This is a genomic window from Sphingomonas sp., from assembly GCF_035555815.1.
Lineage (GTDB): Bacteria > Pseudomonadota > Alphaproteobacteria > Sphingomonadales > Sphingomonadaceae > Sphingomonas.
The window spans coordinates 78,918-93,216 of record NZ_DATMGG010000184.1; the positions used below are offsets into that span (position 1 = coordinate 78,918).

9 protein-coding genes and 1 tRNA gene are annotated in these 14,299 nt (G+C 69.6%); 9 read left to right on the forward strand and 1 reads right to left on the reverse strand.

Annotated elements, in window-relative coordinates:
• Nucleotides 1-9 precede the first annotated feature (9 nt).
• The gene (locus tag VNR91_RS10520; protein WP_325490715.1) at nucleotides 10-1,431 is read right to left on the reverse strand and encodes a sigma-54 dependent transcriptional regulator; all 1,422 of its coding nucleotides are present in this window, start codon (nucleotides 1,429-1,431) and stop codon (nucleotides 10-12) included.
• Between the two features lie 162 nt (nucleotides 1,432-1,593).
• Between VNR91_RS10520 and VNR91_RS10525 the strand changes: the two genes are divergently transcribed.
• From VNR91_RS10525 to VNR91_RS10565, 9 genes are all read left to right on the forward strand, one after another.
• Entirely contained in the window at nucleotides 1,594-1,719 is a 126-nt protein-coding gene (locus VNR91_RS10525; protein WP_325490716.1) for an aa3-type cytochrome c oxidase subunit IV, read from the forward strand.
• 1 nt (nucleotide 1,720) lies between these two features.
• Entirely contained in the window at nucleotides 1,721-2,842 is a 1,122-nt protein-coding gene (locus tag VNR91_RS10530; protein WP_325490717.1) for an NAD(P) transhydrogenase subunit alpha, read from the forward strand.
• Nucleotides 2,839-3,294 (forward strand): endonuclease domain-containing protein, encoded by a 456-nt coding sequence (locus VNR91_RS10535; RefSeq protein WP_325490718.1) that lies wholly within the window; start codon nucleotides 2,839-2,841, stop codon nucleotides 3,292-3,294. The genes VNR91_RS10530 and VNR91_RS10535 overlap by 4 nt, the downstream gene beginning before the upstream one ends.
• Before the next feature lie 4 nt (nucleotides 3,295-3,298).
• Complete coding sequence (locus tag VNR91_RS10540; protein WP_325490719.1) at nucleotides 3,299-3,610, forward strand: proton-translocating transhydrogenase family protein; 312 nt, start codon at nucleotides 3,299-3,301, stop codon at nucleotides 3,608-3,610.
• Between the two features lie 100 nt (nucleotides 3,611-3,710).
• Complete coding sequence (locus VNR91_RS10545; protein ID WP_325490720.1) at nucleotides 3,711-5,174, forward strand: NAD(P)(+) transhydrogenase (Re/Si-specific) subunit beta; 1,464 nt, start codon at nucleotides 3,711-3,713, stop codon at nucleotides 5,172-5,174.
• Nucleotides 5,175-5,347: 173 nt separating this feature from the next.
• Nucleotides 5,348-6,298, forward strand: coding sequence for a hypothetical protein (locus VNR91_RS10550; protein ID WP_325490721.1), 951 nt, complete (start codon nucleotides 5,348-5,350; stop codon nucleotides 6,296-6,298).
• A 28-nt stretch (nucleotides 6,299-6,326) separates the two neighbouring features.
• Nucleotides 6,327-6,402: transfer RNA gene (locus VNR91_RS10555), tRNA-Val, on the forward strand.
• A 146-nt stretch (nucleotides 6,403-6,548) separates the two neighbouring features.
• Entirely contained in the window at nucleotides 6,549-7,433 is an 885-nt protein-coding gene (gene purU, locus VNR91_RS10560; RefSeq protein WP_325490722.1) for a formyltetrahydrofolate deformylase, read from the forward strand.
• A 196-nt stretch (nucleotides 7,434-7,629) separates the two neighbouring features.
• Complete coding sequence (locus VNR91_RS10565) at nucleotides 7,630-14,244, forward strand: hypothetical protein (RefSeq protein WP_325490723.1); 6,615 nt, start codon at nucleotides 7,630-7,632, stop codon at nucleotides 14,242-14,244.
• Nucleotides 14,245-14,299: the final 55 nt, after the last annotated feature.

Genomic DNA, 14,299 nt, shown 5'->3' on the forward strand with positions numbered 1-14,299 from the left:
ATCAGGTCGTCAGGCGGCGCTGCTCTGGTCGATGCCCAGCTCGCCCAGCTTGCGGTACAGCGTCGACCGCCCGATGCCGAGCCGCCGGGCGACCTCGGTCATCCGTCCGCGGTAATGGCCGATCGCCAGACGGATCACGTCCGCCTCGATCTCCTCCAGCGCGCGCAGATTGCCGTCGGCGTGGAACAGCGTCACGCCGCTCGCCCCCGCCAGCGACCCGCCGCCGCCGCCGCGCGTGCCGGCCAGCGTCGCGATCTGCGGGAAATCGGCATGGGTCAGCGCGTCGCCGTCGCACAGCACCGCCGCACGGAACAGCGCGTTGTGGAGCTGGCGGACGTTGCCCGGCCAGTCATATTGGACCAGCAGCGACAGCGCGTCGTCGGTGATGCCCAGCGGGCGCAGCCCCGGCTGGGTGGCGATCCGTCCCAGCAGGTGGCGGGCGAGCGGGGCGATGTCGTCGGGGCGTTCGCGCAAGGGCGGGATCGTCACCTGCACGACGTTGAGCCGGTAATAGAGGTCTTCGCGGAACCGCCCGGCCTCGACCTCCTCGATCAGCGTCTTGTTGGTCGCGGCGATGACGCGGACGTCGACTTCCTTGGTATGGCGCGCGCCGATCGACTGGATCTCGCCGGACTGGAGCACGCGCAGCAGCTTGACCTGCGCCTCCAGCGGCATCTCGCCGACCTCGTCGAGGAACAGCGTGCCGCCCTCCGCCTCCTGGAACCGGCCGATCTTGCGCTCGAACGCCCCGGTGAACGCGCCCTTCTCGTGCCCGAACAGCTCCGATTCGACCAGGTTGGCGGGGATCGCGCCGCAATTGACGCGGACGATCGGCTTGCGGCTGCGCGGCGACGCGGCGTGGATCGCTTCCGCCACCACTTCCTTGCCGACGCCGCTCTCGCCTTCGATCAGCACCGGCACGCGGGCGCGGGCGGCCTTGGCGGCGATCGCCAGCGCGGCGCGGAACTGCGGCGCAGCGCCGACGATCTCGTCGAACGCCAGCAGCGCGGGAATCTTTTCGGTCAGCGGTCGCAGCTCGCCGGCGGTCGCATCCCCCACCGCCGAATCGAGCGCGGCGAGCAGGCGTTCGGAGCCGATCGGCTTGACCAGGAAGTCGCTGGCGCCGGCGCGCATCGAATCGACCGCGGCGGCGACCGATCCGTTGGCGGTGAGCGTCAGGATCGGCAGCGCCGGGCGGCGCAGGCGCAATTCGCGGATCAGCGACGCGGCGTCGGCGTCGGGGGACCAGTGATCGAGCAGGATCGCGTCGAGCGCCATGCCGTCCGGCGTGCCCAGCGTCGCGACGGCGGTTTCCGGGTCGCCGGCAAAGATCGTGCGCCACCCGCGCCGGGCGGCGATCGCGGCGACCAGGCGGCGCTGGGCCGGCTCATCGTCGATCAGCATCAGCAGACGTTGCCCGTTTCGCGTCATTGCCTTGTCGTCCCGTTGTCCCGGATCAGGGCAGTCGATCTAGGCCAAGTGGGTAAAGGTCACCTTAAGCGCGTCTCACGCCGGGACGTGTCCGCCGGGACTTGAGGGGCGGCGGGTCCGTCGATAAGACGGCGCCAAATCCAGCGAGGGGAATCGCGCGAAATGGCCGACCAGACCGATATCCAGGCGCACGAAGCGACCTATCACGGCGTGATGGCCATGCTGAAATGGGGAACCGTCGCCTGCGCCGTGATCGTGGCGGGCGTCATCTTTCTGATCGCCGGCTGACGTGCGGATCGCCGTCCTCAAGGAGGGCGCCCCCGGGGAACGCCGCGTCGCGGCGGTGCCGGAAACCGTCAAGAAATTCATCGCGCTGGGCGCGGAGGTGGCGGTCGAAAGCGGCGCCGGCGTCGCGGCATCCTATGCCGATGCCGATTACGCGGCGGCGGGGGCAGGCATCGCGTCGCGCGCGGAGGCGCTGAACGGCGCCGATATCGTGCTGGGCGTGCAGGGGCCTGATCCCGCCAGCCTGACCGGCGTCAAGGCCGGCGCGTGGCTGGCGGCCGGCCTCAATCCCTTTGGGGAGCGTGCGCGGGTCGACGCCTATGCCGCGCTCGGCATCGAGGCGCTGGCGATGGAATTCATGCCGCGCATCACCCGCGCGCAGTCCATGGACATATTGTCGTCGCAGTCGAACCTGTCGGGGTACAAGGCGGTGCTCGACGCGGCGGCCGAATATGACCGCGCCTTTCCGATGATGATGACCGCCGCCGGCACGGTGAGCGCGGCCAAGCTGTTCGTGATGGGCGTCGGCGTCGCCGGGCTTCAGGCGATCGCCACCGGCCGGCGACTGGGCGCGCAGGTCTCCGCCACCGACGTCCGCTCGGCGACCAGGGAGCAGATTCTGTCGCTGGGCGCCAAGCCGATCTTCGTCGAGAACGTCAAGGGGATCGAGGGCGAGGGCTCGGGTGGCTACGCCACCGAGATGTCCGAGGAATATCAGAAGGCGCAGGCGGAACTGGTCTCCGGCCATATAGCCAAACAGGACATCGTCATCACCACCGCGCTGATTCCGGGCCGCCCGGCGCCGCGCCTGATCTCCGACGCGCAGATCGCGACGATGCGGCCGGGCAGCGTGATCGTCGACCTCGCGGTCGAGGCGGGGGGCAATGTCGAAGGCGCGGTCGCGGGTGAGGTCGTCGTCCGCCACGGGGTCAAGATCGTCGGCCACCGCAACGTGCCCTCGCGGCTGGCGACCGACAGTTCGGCGCTGTTCGCGCGCAACCTCTACAATTTCCTGTCCGCCTTCTGGGACAAGGACGCCGGCAAGCCGGTGCTCGACGAAGAGATCGGCGACGCGATCCGTCTGACGCAGGGCGGCAAGGTGGTGAACGCGAGGCTGCTCGCATGATCCTCCCCGGCACGGGGAGGGGGACCGGCGCAGCCGGTGGAGGGGGGGCTCCCCGCGGACTTCGGTCCGAGGTCGTCACCGCCCGAAGGCTGCGCCGGGAAATGAGCTATCCCGAGGTGCTGTTATGGCAGCGGCTGCGGGGCAATGCGACCGGAGCGAAGTTTCGCAGGCAACACCCGATCGGGCCCTACGTCGTCGACTTCTACAGCAGTTCCGCGCGGCTGGTCGTCGAGGTCGATGGCGAGGTCCATGCCCTTCCCGCACAAATTGCTGCCGATGCCCACAAGGACCGTTTCCTGCGGGACAACGGCTATTTCGTCGCTCGCATTAATGCCGCGGATATTCTCGATGACGCGGACAAGGCCGCTGCCGCGATCGCCTCGCTTGCGGCACGCCCCCTCCACCGTCCTGCGGACGGTCCCCCTCCCCGTGACGGGGAGGATCAGGAGTAAGCCGATGGACTTTATTTCGATCCTGTCGATCTTCGTCATGGCCTGTTTCGTCGGCTATTACGTCGTTTGGTCGGTGACGCCGGCGCTGCACACGCCGTTGATGGCGGTCACCAACGCGATCTCCTCGGTCATCATCGTCGGCGCGCTGATCGCCAGCGCGGCGGCGGGGCTGGGCAGCGGCGGGGCGACGTCGAAGTGGCTCGGGCTGCTCGCGGTGGTGCTCGCCAGCGTCAATATCTTCGGCGGCTTCGCGGTCACCGCGCGGATGCTGGCGATGTACAAGAAGAAGGACCGGCCGGCGGCGGGTCACAAGTAAATTCGTCATCCCGGCACGGGCCGGGATCCACGCGTCCACTTGCGCTGACGGGCGCGGTGGGCCCCGGAAACAGTCCGGGGTGACGGCAAGGGGGATTTGAATGGAACACATCGCGGTCAATCCCTGGGCGGCGCTGGCCTATCTGGTCGCCGGGGTGTGCTTCATCCTCGCGCTGCGCGGTCTCTCCAGTCCGACGTCGAGCCAGCGCGGCAATCGCTACGGCATGATCGGCATGGGCGTGGCGGTGGTGACGACGCTGGTCACGCATGTGCCGATGATCCCCGATCCGCAGGCCGCCGAAGCATGGGCGCTCAAGCTGGACGGGATCGCATTGGTCGAAATCCTCGCAGCGATCGGTGTCGGCGCCATAATCGGCATCGTCACCGCCCGGCGCATCGCGATGACCGCGATGCCGCAGCTCGTCGCCGCCTTCCACTCGCTGGTCGGCCTCGCCGCGGTGCTGGTCGCCGCCGCCGCCTATCTCAATCCCGGCGCGTTCGGCATCGTCGATGCGGCGGGCGAGATCCTGCCGGTCAGCCGGATCGAGATGGGGCTGGGCATCGCGATCGGCGCGATCACCTTCTCCGGTTCGGTGATCGCCTTCCTCAAGCTGAACGGCAACATGGGCGGAAAGCCGATCATGCTGCCGGGGCGCCATGTCATCAATCTGGCGGTGCTCGCCGGCATCCTCGGCCTGATCGCCTATTTCGTCACCGATCAGAGCCCGTGGGTGTTCTGGACGGTGACCGCGCTCAGCTTCGCGATCGGTTTCCTGCTCATCATCCCGATCGGCGGCGCGGACATGCCGGTGGTGGTGTCGATGCTCAACAGCTATTCCGGCTGGGCGGCGGCGGCGATGGGCTTCACGCTGCACAACACCGCGATGATCATCACCGGCGCGCTGGTCGGGTCGTCCGGCGCGATCCTCTCCTACATCATGTGCCGCGCGATGAACCGCAGCTTCATCAGCGTCATCGCCGGCGGGTTCGGCGGCGGCGATGTCGGCGCCTCGGGCGGCGCGGCGGCGGTCGACCGGCCGTGGAAGCGCGGTTCTGCGGAGGACGCCGCCTTCCTGATGAGCCAGGCCGAACAGGTCATCATCGTCCCCGGCTACGGCATGGCGGTGGCGCAGGCGCAGCACGTGCTGCGCGAGATGGCCGACAAGCTCAAGGAGCACGGTGTCCGCGTCAAATACGCGATCCACCCGGTCGCCGGGCGGATGCCGGGGCACATGAACGTGCTGCTGGCCGAGGCCAACGTCCCCTATGACGAGGTGTTCGAGCTGGAGGACATCAACAGCGAATTCGCCCAGACCGACGTCGCCTTCGTCATCGGCGCCAACGACGTCACCAATCCGGCGGCCAAGACCGACAAGAGCTCGCCGATCTACGGGATGCCGGTGCTCGACGTGGAGAAGGCGAAGACCGTGCTGTTCGTCAAGCGCAGCATGGGCGGGGTCGGCTATGCCGGCGTCGACAACGACGTGTTCTACATGGACAACACGATGATGCTGCTCGCCGACGCCAAGAAGATGGTCGAGGACATCGTCAAGTCGCTGGATTGACGCGGATATCGCCACGGCGACGATAGCGCGCCGGGCCGGTTGATCCGTTCCGGCGCTATTCCGGACGCAGCGTTGCGGATGTGCGCGCAATCGCTCCGTTTCGGCGGTAACGGCGCTCGCACGCCGGCGTTGCTTGCCCCACATCGGAACAGAAGCTGAACATGGAGGCCGCGATGACCCATGCCGATGCCCTGGATCTGGACTATGGCGATGCGCAGACGGTGATGGTGATCGCCGACGATCCGCGCGCCGGCGACGCCGCCGAGCGCGCGATCGCGCTTGCCGGGCGGCGCCTGCTCGGCCGGATCGGCTTTGCCGGCGCGGTGGCGCGGCTGGCCAGCCAGCCCGCGCTCGACGTGGTGATGATCGAGATGGCGGGCGTGGCCGCCGACAGCGCGGACGGCGTGCTGGGCGAGGTCGCGGCGCTGGCGCGCGACAGTGACGTCCAGGTGGTGGTCGCCTTTGTCGAGGAGCAGATCGATCAGGTCGCGGCGCGGTTGATGGGGCCGCGCATCCGCCTGTTGTGCGCGCCGGGGGTCGGCGACCGCGTCGCCGCGCTGGCGACGATGGAGCAGGGAGCGGGCGGCCGGCTCAACGACGTCGCCCGCGACGAGGCGGAGCAGCTACGCCTGCTGAATGCGGAGGTGGCGCGAATCGCGGAGGCGCTGGCCCGGCTGACGCGCGGCGAGGCCGATCGCGCCGACCCGGAAAGCGGGCGGAGCCTGCACGAGGCGCCGCGTGGATTCCACGTCGGACCATTCATCGGCAACGACGGCGGCATCACCGCCGGCGACCTTCGCGGCACGATCCGGGCACGGCGGATGCGTGCCAATTTCTTCGCCGCCGACCTGTTCGCCGATCCAGCGTGGGACATGTTGCTCGATCTCTATGCCGCCGAACTGGAACATACGCGGGTGTCGGTTTCCAGCCTGTGCATCGCCGCCGCCGTGCCGGGCACGACCGCGCTGCGCTGGATCGGCACGATGATCGACACCGGGCTGTTCGAGCGCCACGACGATCCGTTCGACCGGCGGCGCGCTTATGTCTCGCTGTCGGACAAGGCGCGCGACGGCCTGCGCGGCTATTTTGCCGCGACCCAACGTGCGGGGTTGGCGAGCGCGTGAGCCTCGCGTATCGCGGCGTCACCGGAAAGGGCGGTTAGCTCAGTTGGTAGAGCAGCTCGTTTACACCGAGCGGGTCGGCGGTTCGAGCCCGTCACCGCCCACCATATTCCCGTTCGCGGCCTGCGGCGCGCGCTGACCGGCCTCGGCACGGGGTCGCCACCCACATCGTCGGCGATCGCGATTGCGCAAATCGGTGCGCGCTGCCATTCGCTCGGACTCTCCACGACTGGCGCGGACCCGGACGACCGACATGACCTTGCAAGACGGACAGGCCGGCGCGGCCGCTTCCTTCGTGCTGACGCTGACCTGCACCGATCGCGTCGGCATCGTCGCCGCGATCACCCGCACCGTCGCCGAATGCGACGGCTTCATCCTCGACAGCCAGCAATATGCCGATCTGGAGACCGGGCAGTTCTTCATGCGCGTCGCGTTCATGGCCGGTGGCGCGGCGTTTCCCGACGAGGACGCGCTGCGCGCGGCGATCGCGGCGGCGGCCGGGCCGTTCGACATGGACTGGCGGCTGACCCGCGGCGACGATCGGCCGCGCGTGCTGATCGCAGTGTCGAAGGGGTCGCACTGCCTGAACGACCTGCTCCATCGCTGGCGGATCGGCCATCTGCCGGTCGAGATCGTCGGTATCGTCTCCAACCATACCGACCTTCAGGAACTGGCGAGCTGGTATGGCGTGCCCTTCCATCACCTGCCGGTCGATGGTGCCAGCCGCGCCGCGCAGGAGGCGGCGCTGCTCGACCTGTTCGACCGCGAGCGCGCCGATCTGCTGGTGCTCGCGCGCTACATGCAGGTGCTGTCGCCCGCGCTGGTCGATGCGCTGGCCGGGCGCTGCATCAACATCCACCACAGCTTCCTGCCCAGCTTCAAGGGCAGCCGCCCCTATCACGCCGCGCACGCGCGCGGGGTCAAGCTGATCGGCGCGACCGCGCATTACGTCACCAGCGACCTCGATGAAGGACCGATCATCGAGCAGGCGGTCGAGCGCGTCGATCACCGCGCCACCGCGACCGAGCTTGCCCAGATCGGCCGCGATATCGAGGCGCAGGTGCTGGCGCGCGCGGTGGCGTGGGTGGCGGAACGGCGGGTGTTCCTGAACGGCATCCGCACGGTGGTGTTCCGCTAAATCCCGCGCGCGACGGGGTAATCGACCAGCCCCGCCCGCGCTGCGACCGATCGGCGCGATAATCGATCGGGTTTCGTCGTCCCTCGGGCGGCGTTGATCGATCACGACCATCTTCGTCGCTCTCGCGTGGCGGGGGAGGGCGCGGGCTGCGATGCGGCCCGCCGTTCTCTCCCCATTGTCATGCACGAGGTTGCCAGTGATCGCCGCTTACCCCATCCGCCCGTCCATCGCCGCCGCCCGGCCGTCGCGCCGCCGCGCCCATCTGCTGATCGGCGCCGCCACCGTCTCGCTGGTTTCCGCGTGGTCGGGGGAGGCGAGCGCGCAGGCGCAGCCACAGACGGTGGTGCTGACCGAGGGACAGACGGTGCCCAATGTCCAGCTTGGCGCCGGCGACGACAATCTGGTGGTCGACATCGGCCGGCTCGATCGCGCCGCCGCCACCGTCACGCTGGGCACGCACAATGGCCGCCCGCCGGTGGTGTCGGGCCAGGTCAGCAATGCCGGCGGCAACGACCGGATCTGGCTGCGCGCGGGCGTGACGCAGGATGTCGACATCGCGACCGGGCCAGTGAGCGCCGGCGGCGTCACCTTCACCGGCGGCACCGTCTATGAAGCGCGCGGCGCGAACACGGTCCTGACGCTCCACAACCTCAGCCCATCCAGCAAGGAGCTGACGCTGGCGGCCAAGGACGGCCCGCTGCGACTGGCCGGCGACGGCAAGATCGAGTTCGTGTTCGGCGTCGATTCGCAGGCGCAGCCGACCGCGACGCAGCAGGCGATCCACGTCGAGAAGAACCTCGACAGTGATGAGCGCACGCTGACCCTGTCGATCCACGACAGCTATATCAGCGGCAGCAACACCGATCGTGCGGTGATCGACGTCAGCAACGCGCGGCGGTTCGATCTGACCGGCGGCGCCGGCGGCACCAAGGTCACCGTCGGCACCGGCACCGCGATCGAGGGCGGCGACGCCGAGATCCATATCGATCGCGGCGTCCAGCTTCAGGCGTTCGGCTCGAAATCGACGGCCTCGTTCCTGCGAAGCTCGGGCAAGGTCTACAATACCAGCGGCAGCTTCGATGCCTCGCTGGGCGGCCAGAATTCGCGGATCACCGGCGTCGAGCTGGTCGGCGGCCACCTCTACAACACGATCGAGGAGGGCAGCAGCCACACCGGCGCGGCCAGCGGCGGCACCGGCACGATCAAGGCCAGCGGATCGGGCGTGCTGATGGCCGGCGGCGAGAATTACGTCGAGAACCACGGGATCATCCAGAGCAACTACGGCGCCGCGCTGAAGGGCGGCAGCGGCACGTCGGTGGTGCGCAACGCCATCTACAAATTCTCGGTCGGCACCGCATCGCGCGCGGGGGAGATCAAGGGCGCGACACTGGCCTATGAAGGCGGCGATGGCGTCGACGTCATCGTCAATTCGGGCAGCATCACCGGCGACGTCCAGCTGGCCGGCGGCAACGACATGTTCCTGTTCACCGAGGCGACCAACGGGGTGACCGGCGCGATCGACGGCGGCGCGGGGATGCTCGACGCCTATGGCCGCTCCTACGCCGCCACCGCGACCGCGCAACTGGCCAACACCATCCTGAACGGCACCGGGCTGAGCGGGTTCGAGCTGCACGGGATCGAGGCGCGCGGCGCCGACACGGTGGTGACGGTGAAGGCCGCCGCGCCGCTCGACGCCGGCGTGCGCGCGGTCGGCGCGGGGACGGTCATCAACGAAGCCGATATCGCCGCCGATACCGGGCTGGTCGCCGATGCCGTCGCCAACATGGACGCGGGGCTGCGGATGGTGAACCGCGGCGCGGTCAGCGGATCGGGCGCGGGCAGCGTCGGCGCGCTGGTCAACGCCACCGGGGTGATGGACGGCGCCCCGCTCGCCGCGCCGCAGTTCCGCAACGAGGCGACGATCCGCGCCAACGGCGGCGCGCTGTCGACCGGCGGCGGTCGCGCGATCGCGGTCGGCGTGGCGACCGAGATCGGCGGGCTCGGCCGGTCGGTCACCGTCACCAACACCGGCACGATCGAGGCGACCGGCGGCGGATCGGCGGCGGTCCTCGCCTCGGGGGTCAAGGGTCAGGCAGCGACGAGCAACTATGTGCTGGAGAACACCGGCACGATCCGTGGCGGCGCCGACACCGATTTCGCCATCGGCGCGCAGATCGTCGATCGGCAGCTTCACCTCGGCGCCACCGACCTCGGCAACAGCGCCGTCGCGCGCACGCTGGCCGGGGCGATCCAGACCACCGGCACCACCGATCGCATCCGCAACACCGGCACGATCATCGGCAACACCGACCTCGCCGACGGCGACGACCGGTTCGAGAACTACGGCACGGTTCAGGGCGATGTCCGCATGGGCGCCGGCGACGACGGCTATGTCTATGGTGTCGGCAACACGCTGACCGGCACCGTCTATGGCGGCGCCGGCAACGACACGCTGTGGATCGACATGACCGGCGCCGCCAACAAGCGGCTGAACGGCAGCCAGTACAAGAGTTTCGAGCGGATTCGCCGGCTCGACGGCACCAGCGGCACCGGCACGCTTTCCGTCTACGGCGCGTTCGACGTCGACTCGATCCAGCTTGGCGATATCGCGGTGCACGTCGATGCCGGCGATACCGTCAGCAGCGCGTCGGACATCGTCTTCACTGGTGGCGACAGCGACGACACGCTGTATGTCGCCGGCACCGTCGCGGGCGGGGTGTCGCTGGGCGCGGGCAACGACGTCGTGGTCAATTCGGGCGTGATCGACGGCGATCTCGACCTGGGCGACGGCGACGATCGCTATGAGGCGCTGGGATCGGGGCTGGTCACCGGCACGATCGATGGCGGCGCGGGCAACGACACGTTGGTGTTCCGCCTGGCCGGCGCGACCGGATCGATCCCCGGCGGGTTCGACGGGTTCGAATCCTTCGCCGCCTATGGCCCCGGCACGCTCCAGCTCGCGCTCGACCGCGACTATGACACGCTCGAACTGCTGGAGGGCGCCAACCTGACGCTGACCGGATCGGGCGGGCACAGCGTCGACCTGATCAAGGGCGACGATAGCGCGCAGACGGTGAAGATCGACGCGCCGTTCACCGGCGGCGTGTCGCTGGAAGGCGGCGACGATACGCTGGAAATGACGCTGAACGGCGTACTGGAGGGCGCGCTCGACGGCGGCGCGGGCACCGACACGCTCAAGCTCAACCTGACCGGCGCGTCGACGCTCAACGACCTCTACGGCTTCGAGCTGGTCAGCGTGACCGGCAGCTCGCCGCTGACGTTGCAGGGCACGCTGGGCGCGGGGCAGCAGCTCGACTTCGACGGATCGGACAATGAATTCGTCATCGCCGCCGGCGCCACCTTTGCCGGCAAGGCCAACGGCGGCGCGGGCAACGACCTCCTGCGCGTGCAGAGCGGTGCCGCCGGCAGCCGGACGATCGTCGCGGGGCAGCTCACCGGCTTCGAGAATCTCCGCGCGGAAGGCGCCGGCACGCTCGAGCTGGCGGGGGAGGCGTACAGCTTCCAGACCGTCCACGTCGACGGCGGCCTGACCGTCGGGCCGGGGGCGACGCTCGCCTCCGCCGGGGGGATCAAGTTCGGCACCGGCGACGATCGCCTGACGCTGGCCGGCGACGGCGCGATCCTGAGCGCTGCCGACGGCGGGGACGGCATCGACACGCTGGCCTTCGCGGTCGGCGCGGGCCAGACGCGCAATCTCAGCTCGGTCAGCGGCGTCACCGGGTTCGAGGTGCTGGCCGCCAGTGGCGCGGGGACGCTCAATATCGACCGAGACACCAGCTTCGACCGCGTCCAGCTGGAGGGCGGCAGCGTATCGGTGGCGGGCGGGGTCAAGGTCGGCTCCGACATCGTCGGCGGCGCGGGCAACGATACCGTCACCAATGCCGGCACGATCCAGGGTGACGTGCTGCTCGGCGACGGCGACGATCGCTATGTCGCGCTGGCCGGCGGCACCGTCACCGGCACGATCGACGGCGGCGCGGGCAACAACACCTTCGTGTTCCGTCTGGACGGCGGCGACGGGGCGATCCCCGGCGCGGTCACCAACTTCAACTCGTTCGGCGCGTTCGGGCCGGGCACGCTCACCGTCAGCCTCGACGCGGGGCAGAGCTACAACAACCTCGAACTTCTGGAAGGCGCCAACCTGGTGCTCGAAGGATCGAACGGGAGTGTCGGCAACGTCATAGGCGACGACAGCGCGCAGAGCGTCACCGTCAACGGCGCGTTGACCGGCGGCGTCTCGCTGGGCGGGGGCGACGACACGCTGACGCTCCAGCTCGGCGGCGTGCTGTCGGGCGCGCTGGATGGTGGCGCGGGCAACGACACGCTCAACCTGAACCTCACCGCCGATTCGACGATCAACGGCATGGCCGGGTTCGAGACCGCCAACGTTCACGGCGCGTCCACGCTGACGCTGGGCGGCACGCTGGGCGCGGGGCAGACGATCAATTTCGACGGATCGGACAATGAACTGATCGTCGCCGCCAACGCCGCGTTCGACGGCAACGTCAACGGCGGCGCGGGCCGCGATCTGCTGCGTGTGCAGATGGGCGAGATCGACGCACGCACCATCGTCGAGGGGCAATTGGTGTCGTTCGAGGATCTGGTCGCCGAAGGGGCGGGCAGCCTGGCGCTGACCGGCGCCACCTATGATTTCGAGACGGTGACGGTGAGCGGCGGCGCGCTGGCGCTCGGCACCGGCACGCGGCTCGCCTCGGCCGGCGGCGTGGTGTTCGACGGTGCCGACAATCGCCTGACGCTGGGCAGCGGCGCGACGCTGGTCGGCCATGCCGATGGCGGCGCGGGCACCGATACGCTGGCGCTGGTCCAGGATGCCGGCAACGTCCGTGCGCTCAGCGCGGTCGACGCCTCCGGGTTTGAACGGCTCGCCGTCTCGGGCGCGGGCGAGCTGCGGATCGATATCGACGCGGCCTATGATGACGTCGCGCTCGACGGCGGCACCACCACCATCGTCGCCGGCAAGACCCTGACCGCGCCGGTCACCGGCGGCGCCAGCGGCGATACGCTGGCGGTGCTCGGCACGCTCGACGGCAATGTCGATCTGGGCGGCGGCGATGACCGGCTGGTGCTCGGCTCGCTCACCGCGGTCACCGGCACGCGCAGCGGCGGCGCCGGGCTCGACACGCTCGATTTCCGCACTGGCGGCACCGATCAGGCGCCGACCGTGTTCGACGGTACCGGCTTCGACGATTTCGAGCGGCTGGCGGTGAGCGGCGGCACGCTGTCGCTGACCGGCGACACGACGTGGGACAATGTCTCGGTCACCGGCGGCAAGCTGATCGCGGCGGTCGGATCGACGCTGACGTCGGATAGCGCGATCAACGTCGCGGCCGGCGCGACCTTCGGCTCGGGCGGGATCGTCAACGCCGACATCAACGTCGCCGGCACGCTGGCGCCGGGCGCCGCGGTCGGGCCGATGACGGTCAACGGCAACGTCGCCTTCGCCGCCGGATCGAAGCTGGCGCTCGACGTCGCACCGACCGGCAGCGACCTGCTCCGCATCTCGGGCAAGCTCACCGTCGCGCAGGGCGCGTCGATGGACATCACCGGCATGTTGAGCGCCACCCCCGGCGGGGCGCTCGATCTGGTGGTCGCCGATGGCGGGATCACCGGCGGCTTCTCGACGATCAACAAGTCGGAAAGCGTGTTCGGCTTCGTCGCGACGCGCGGCAACAAGATCCAGATCGTCGGCGAATTCGCCAACAGCGCGGCGTTCGGCCTCAACGCGCAGGGGGCGATCACCTATGCCAACGCCGTGCTCGGCGCGAGCAAGAAGGTGCAGAGCTTCACCGGCGCGCTGCCCGCGCTGGTCGGCACCAGCGGCGTGTCGAACGAAGCGGCGTTCGCCCGCCTCTCGCCCGAGGCCTATGCCTCGGCGGCGGAGGCGAGCGTCGACAACGGGCTGACGATCACCGACACGATGCGCAACCTCAGCCTGGCGGGCGCGGGCGGCACCGGTCTCTACGGCTTCGGTCAGGGGCTGGCGCAGTGGAGCAAGCTGGCTGGTGACGATGCGCGCGGGGCGGCCGGGGGCAATGTCGACAGCACCGGACTGATCGGCGGCATCGGCTATGCGGCGGAGGACGGCACCCGGTTGGGCGCTTTCGTCGGCGCGCTGCGCACCAACCAGCATCTCGACGCGCTGGGCGCCTCGACCCGGATCGAGGGGATGAGCGCGGGCGTGTTCCTCGATACCGAACAGGCCGGCATCGGCCTGCACGCGCTGGTCGCCTATGACGCCTCGCGGGCAAAGACGCGGCGCGAACTGCCTGCGGGCGAGGCGATCCATTCGCGCTATGATCTGGGCGGCTGGGTGATCGACGCGTCGGCCGACCATCGCTTCGATCTGGGCAATGGCGTCGCGGTCGCCCCGCGCATCGGCGCGACCTACGTCAACGGCCGCCGTTCGGGCGTGACCGAAAGCGGCAACGACTTCGCGCTGGCGGTCGGCGGCCGCGCCGCGAACACGCTGTTCGGCGATGCCGCGGTACGGGTCGAGGCGAACGCGGCAGGGTTCAGGCCCTATGTCGAGGCGGGTGTCCGCACCCGGCTGGCCGGTGACGTCGCCTGGGCCAGCGGCAGCTTCGCGGACACCGCGTCGCTGGGGTCGATGATCGCGACCGGCGTCGATCGCAACGACGCGGTCGGGCGGATCTCCGCCGGCTTCGGCGCCGATGTCGGCCAGGGGATGCGGATCAACCTCGGCTACACCGGCGAATATGGCGGTACCACGCGACACAACGTCAGCGGCGGCCTGTCGATCCGGTTCTGAAGCTTCGGCCGGGGTGCGCCCCTGCACCCCGGCCGAAACCCCGCTGGACAATGTG

Bases quoted from the DNA above. Each gene is read 5' to 3' on its own strand.
- purU (WP_325490722.1), top strand. From the start codon at position 6,549: ATGACCTTGCAAGACGGACAGGCCGGCGCGGCCGCTTCCTTCGTGCTG.
- VNR91_RS10540 (WP_325490719.1), top strand. From the start codon at position 3,299: ATGGACTTTATTTCGATCCTGTCGATCTTCGTCATGGCCTGTTTCGTC.
- VNR91_RS10535 (WP_325490718.1), top strand. From the start codon at position 2,839: ATGATCCTCCCCGGCACGGGGAGGGGGACCGGCGCAGCCGGTGGAGGG.
- VNR91_RS10525 (WP_325490716.1), top strand. From the start codon at position 1,594: ATGGCCGACCAGACCGATATCCAGGCGCACGAAGCGACCTATCACGGC.
- VNR91_RS10520 (WP_325490715.1), bottom strand. From the start codon at position 1,431: ATGACGCGAAACGGGCAACGTCTGCTGATGCTGATCGACGATGAGCCG.
- VNR91_RS10545 (WP_325490720.1), top strand. From the start codon at position 3,711: ATGGAACACATCGCGGTCAATCCCTGGGCGGCGCTGGCCTATCTGGTC.
- VNR91_RS10550 (WP_325490721.1), top strand. From the start codon at position 5,348: ATGACCCATGCCGATGCCCTGGATCTGGACTATGGCGATGCGCAGACG.